Origin of the sequence: Bifidobacterium sp. UBA6881 (assembly GCA_002451435.1) — a bacterium.
Classification (GTDB): Bacteria; Actinomycetota; Actinomycetes; order Actinomycetales; family Bifidobacteriaceae; genus Bifidobacterium.
Window position 1 is genome coordinate 6378 of record DKCF01000029.1, and the last position, 5689, is coordinate 12066.

The 5689-nt window shown below is 63.5% G+C and carries 5 protein-coding genes; 2 read left to right on the forward strand and 3 right to left on the reverse strand.

Annotated features, from left to right (window positions below; translation table 11 throughout):
- A partial coding sequence (gene ptsP, locus B3C64_RS02205) for a phosphoenolpyruvate--protein phosphotransferase (protein ID WP_291533413.1) occupies positions 1 to 1592 on the reverse strand: 1592 nt, incomplete at its 3' end.
- A gap of 295 nt (positions 1593 to 1887) precedes the next feature.
- On the opposite strand from ptsP, the gene B3C64_RS02210 reads away from it, so the two are divergent.
- Complete coding sequence (locus tag B3C64_RS02210) at positions 1888 to 2148, forward strand: HPr family phosphocarrier protein (RefSeq protein ID WP_291533415.1); 261 nt, start codon at positions 1888 to 1890, stop codon at positions 2146 to 2148.
- Between the two features lie 146 nt (positions 2149 to 2294).
- Positions 2295 to 3416: a LacI family DNA-binding transcriptional regulator gene (locus B3C64_RS02215; protein ID WP_291533416.1), complete on the forward strand. Its 1122-nt coding sequence runs from the start codon at positions 2295 to 2297 to the stop codon at positions 3414 to 3416.
- Positions 3417 to 3470: 54 nt separating this feature from the next.
- Here B3C64_RS02215 and B3C64_RS02220 read toward each other — a convergent pair whose 3' ends face one another.
- On the reverse strand, positions 3471 to 4619 hold the full coding sequence (locus B3C64_RS02220; protein WP_291533418.1) for a DNA polymerase III subunit delta': 1149 nt from the start codon (positions 4617 to 4619) through the stop codon (positions 3471 to 3473).
- Positions 4616 to 5326: a dTMP kinase gene (tmk, locus tag B3C64_RS02225; protein ID WP_291533420.1), complete on the reverse strand. Its 711-nt coding sequence runs from the start codon at positions 5324 to 5326 to the stop codon at positions 4616 to 4618. Before tmk ends, B3C64_RS02220 begins: the two co-directional genes overlap by 4 nt.
- Positions 5327 to 5689 lie beyond the last annotated feature (363 nt).

Below are 5689 nucleotides of genomic sequence, written 5' to 3' on the forward strand. Positions count from 1 at the left end.
TCCTCGAAGGTGACCTCGGCGAGCGCGGCGCGCACGTCATCCAGCGCGACCGGCGTCATGGACAGCGAGTTGACGCCGAGGCCGGCCAGCACGACGGCCAGGTCCGGATCGGCGGCGGCCTCGCCGCACACACCCACCGGCATGCCCTTGGCGTTGCCCGCGTCGCAGATCATCTTGATGGCGCGCAGCACCGCCGGATGCCATGCGGTCTGGTAGTTGGCCACGGAACCGAGGGTACGGTCGGCGGCGAGCGTGTACTGGGTCAGGTCGTTGGTGCCGATGGATACGAAGTCGGCCACTTCGGCGACCTTGTCGGCCATCAGCGCGATCGAGGGCACTTCGGCCATGGCGCCTACGAACTTCAGTCCGAAGCTTTTGCCGAGTTTGACGAAGTAATCGGCCTCATGCTGGTCGGCGACCATCGGCGCCATGACCCACAGGTTCGCGTCGGTGGCCGCGTCCGCCGCTGCGAGGGCCTTCAGCTGGCCTTCGAGCACATCCATGTGGGCGCGCAGGGTGCGCAGGCCGCGCAGGCCCAACGCGGGGTTCGGCTCGTCTTCCGGCGTGAGGAACGGCAATGGCTTGTCGGCTCCGGCGTCGAGCATGCGGATCACGACCTTCTTGCCCGGGAACTGGCCGAGCAGTTCGGTGTAGGCCTTGGTCTGCTCTTCGACGCTCGGCGGTTCGGTGTTGCCGATGAACAGGAATTCCGTGCGGAACAGCCCCACGCCTTCGGCGCCGTATTCCAGTGCCTTGGCCGCATCGGCCGGCTTGCCCACGTTCGCGAGCAGCGGAATGGGATGGCCGTCTTTGGTGGCGCCAGGGTTGCCACGCAACTCCTTGGCGGCCGCGGCACGGGAACGCGCGGCCTCGGCGTCCGCGATTTCCTCGTCGGTTGGATCGACGACGATTTCGCCCTTGGCGGCGTTGACGATGACGTTCTCGCCGTCCTTCAGGTGCTCCGCCTCCGTTGCGGATACCACCGCGACGATGCCGCGCGCACGGGCGAGGATGGCGGTATGCGAGGTCGGGCCGCCCTGCGAGGTGACGATGGCGAGGGTTTTGCCCATGTCCAAGGCCGCGGTGTCGGCGGGAGACAGGTCTTCGGCGACGAGTACGAACGGGGTCTCGCTGGCCGGCAGGCCCGGGGCCGGCACGCCCATCAGATCGGCGATGACGCGCTGGCCGACGTCGTGCAGGTCGGCGGCGCGTTCGGCCTGGTATCCGCCGATCGCACGGAACATGTCCTCCACCGCGGCGAAACCTTCCAGCACCGCGCGTTCGGCGGTCTTTCCCTGATCGATGAGATCCGCGATGGATTGCGCCAACGACGGATCCGACGCGAACATGGCGATCGCCTGCAGAATCGGCGCGGCCTGCTTGGCTCCCTCATCACCGTTGGCGGCTTCGTCGGCGCGACGGTTCAGGTCGGCGTTCACCAAGGCGAGCGAGTGCTTGGCACGCGCGATTTCGGTTTCCGCCGCGATGTTTTCGGCGCGTGGGGCGTCCGATGGTTCCGGCAATGGAGCGGCCATGCGGATGACCGGACCGACAGCGACGCCACGACCGATGCCAACACCTTTGATGTTCATAGAAACTCCCTTTCGTTTCCTTGGAAGGCCACTGCACGCGGAGACGGATGTTCGTCTGCAAAGTGGTTCCGCGTGGATTCGTTACTGCAATGATTCCCACCGTCATCGCCGGTAAATCATTTTCAGCCTGCATGTCAGTATACACAATTTTCCAATAAATACAAACGGTAAACGTTTTCCGATTTTCTGAAAAATGTGGTATAGTCTGTACCAGCGAAGCGCATTGGGGCATCGCGACGAAATCATGAACAACCAAACAACGCAACCATCGCAATACGACTCAAAGGAGTGTCACATGGCAACCCGCAACCTCGTCATCAACGATCCTTCCGGCATCCACGCCCGTCCGGCGGCGATGTTCGCCCAGGCCGTCACCACGTCCGGCCAGACCGTCACCATCGCCAAGGAAGGCGGCAACGCCGTCCCGGCCGGATCCATCCTGTCCATCATGGGCCTGGGCATCAAGCAGGGCGACACCGTCGTGCTCGACGTCGAGGGCGACAACGCCGAAGCCGTGGCCGACGATCTGGCGAAGATCCTCGTCAGCGCCGAGTGAATCCATCCGGCATGCGCGGCATCGAACCGCGATTCCAGGGATTCCAATGAACATGGCCGCCTGCCGCAATCGGCAGGCGGCTGTTCTATTCTTGAATGCGCGAAAACATCATGGCAGCAGGCGCATCACGAGGGAAAGGAACCGACATGGCGGGAAGAAACGACGGCTCCAGCTCGATCACCAATGTCGCGGCGCTGGCGGATGTGTCCATCGCCACCGTCTCGCGCGTGCTTTCCGGCAAACGCGCCAAAGACGACGACATCGCCCGACGCGTGCGCGCGGCGGCCAAACAGCTCGGCTACGCCGTCAACTACGCGGCCAGTTCCCTGCGCAGCGACACCACCAAAACCATCGGACTGGTCATTCCCAGCGCCACGGAACCCTTCAGCGCGCAACTGCTCGATGAGATCGAACCGATCATCGACAACGACTCCCGGCAGCTGCTGCTTGGTATTGGCGGCACGCGGCAACAGCAGGAGAACCGCATCGAATCGCTGGCCGGACGCAACGTCGACGGGCTGATCGTCGTCCCCGCCGCGGGCGCCGATCTGGCGGAATGCCTCGACCGCCACGCCGAAGCCCTGCCGATCGTGCAGATCGGAGGCCGGCAGACCTCGTTCCGCACATCATTGGTCGGCATCAACGAGGACGCCGCGATGGAAATGGTCATCCGGCATCTGGCAGAACAGCGCATCGCCTCCGCGGCGTATATGGCCGGCAACGAGCTTTCCTTCGAATCGGCGGAACTGTTCTCGATGTTCCACACGCATCTGCGCACCTACGGATTGCGCACCGAGCAGGATTGGAACCAATTCGGCGAGCGCAGCGTGCAACGCGGCTACGCCTGCGCGATGCGGCTGTTCCACGGACCATTGGTGCAGCCGGAGGCCGTGGTCTGCGCCGATGACGCGATCGCGTTCGGCGCGATGATGGCGTTGCATGCGTTGGAGATCCGCGTTCCGGAGGATGTGCTGGTCGTCGGTTTCAACGATTCCCCCATCGCGGCCACCGCCCTGCCGAAGCTGACTTCCGTGCGGCCGCCGTTCCGGCAAATCGTCTCGGAATCCCTACGATTGCTGGGCTGCGGCACGGCCGATGACAACATCCAAGAACATGGCGATGCCATCGCGGAAGCCGACGTCATGCGATCCGCCACGGCGGAAACCGGTCGAAAACCGGCGGCACGGCCGATGCGTCAGCATGTCGCGGCGCGCATCATGTTGACACCGCAGCTGATCGTGCGTGATTCATCGGTGGTCCGCCGCTGAATCGCCGCCGGCCCATACTTGGCACCAGTCGCCATCAGGCATGGCGGCGAACGCCTATGGAATCAGCGAGCAGAACAACGCTTCGAACACCAACGCGGGCGCGCCGTTCCCATTGAGCCTGCGACGCGCGGTCGCAATGCTTTCCAAACGCCGCACTGCGGCCGTGCGGTCGAGCTTCACCGAAAGCTCCGTGATCGCCGAACGGTTCTCCAGATTGATCAGACCGACCGAATCCTCGGCGTTGTTCTGCAGCACCGCCACGTCACGGTAGATGCTGGCGATCGAGTTCAGCGCGCGGTCGAGCACATCGCGGGTGAGTCGGGTCGTCTGCCGCTTCAACTCGTCCTTCTTCGCGATCGCATTGTACGCGCCGCGAAGCTTCGGCGGAATGCGGTCCTTGGGCCCAAGGCCATTGATCCGCCGGAAATCGGCCTCCGCCTTCGTGGCGCGCTTGCGCACTTCCTCCTCGGCCTGCCCTTTGGCGTTGTCGATGAGATTGCCGGCGAGCAGCACCGCGTTGGATGCGCGGCGCAATCCCAATACGCCGACGATCAGCTCGTCGCGATCCGTCATGACGCGCTCGGTGCCCGCATACAATCGAGCGATGCCGATATGCCCCTCCGACAAGCGGGCCGCGCGCGCCGCGATGTTCGTATCGAATCCCTCGCCTTCCAGGAATCGCGCCACGGCACGGTTCGATGGAACGGCGAGATTGACGATGCGGGTGCGCGAACGGATGGTGGGCAGCACGTCCTGCGCACTGGGCGCGCAGAGCAGCCAGATGGTGTGCGCGCTCGGTTCCTCGATTTCTTTCAGCAGCACGTTGGTGGTGCGTTCGAGCATGCGGTCCACGTCTTCGATGATGATGATCCGCCAAGGCGCGGTGCTCGGCATCTGTTCCGAAGTCGCGATGATGTCGCGCACCTCGTCGATGCCGATGGTCACCTTGTTGGTGGACAACACGGTCACATCGGGATGTGTGCCGGCCAGCACCTGCTGAGTGACTTTGGTCGGTTCGTCATCGGCGCCGTGGTCGGGACTTTCCAACGCCGCGGCGAAGGCGCGCGCCACATTGGAACGGCCGGATCCCGGAGGACCGCAAATCAGCCACGACTGCGCGATGGCCTTCGGATCGCCATCGGCGATGGCCCGCAACTGTTCGACCACGCGGTTCTGGCCGACTATCGAATCCCATACGCTCATCGGACGGTCCCCTTTCCCGCGTGTTCCGACGAAACGGCTTCCGCGCAAGTCACGCCGTCGGCAGACAGCGTGGAGAAATCATCCTTTATTTGCGTCCAGACATCGTCGATGGACCGCCCGGCGTCGATCACGCGGAAACGCATAGGCTCGGCCTCGGCCAGATCAAGGAACGCGGCGCGCGTGCGACGTTGGAAATCATCGCCCGCGGCCTCCATCCGATCCTCGTCATGCTGCAGCCGCTCGTGTGATTCCACAGGGTCCAGATCAAGCAGGTAGGTGCGGTCGGGCAACAGGCCATCGGTGGCCCACATGCTCAGATTCCGCACCTCATCGACCGTAAGCTCACGCCCTCCGGCCTGATACGCGAGCGAGGAGTCCAGATAGCGGTCGGTGATCACCACGGCGCCGCGTCGCAAGGCGGGACGAATCACCTCGTCGACGTGCTGGGCACGGTCGGCCGCGAACAACAGCGCCTCGGCACGTGGAGCGATGTCCGCGCCCTGGACGGCGGAACCATCCGCGCCGTCCCCGGATGGCACGCCATGCAGCAACATCCTGCGGATGGCGACGCCCAATGCGGTGCCGCCGGGCTCGCGCGTCACGACGCATTCGCGCCCCTGCGACTCAACATACGCGCGCAACCGCTCGACCTGCGTGGTCTTGCCCACACCGTCAACGCCTTCAAACGAAATAAACATGCCCTGCATAGTTATCACTGTACCGTGCGCGGTGCCGTGCATTGCCGCCGAATCATGGCAGAATACCGCACGATTTCGATTTTCAGGCAAAAAATGGAACCATGTGACATCAAACCATGCATACATGCCCCCTAAGCATGGTTTCCTTGCCGTTTTCTACACTTGGGGGATACAAAACACCGCACGATTCAAAATTGGTCACCAAAATCAAAATCGTGCGGCATCTATACGGCATTTATATGCAGCGCGACGCCAACGACCAGCGTTTCACACAATGTTTCACACGGTGAAGAAGCGTGCGACCGCGTCACATGCCGTCAGCGCGCCGGAACCACCGACGGACGGCTGTAGCCTTCATGCTCGGTGAGCCAA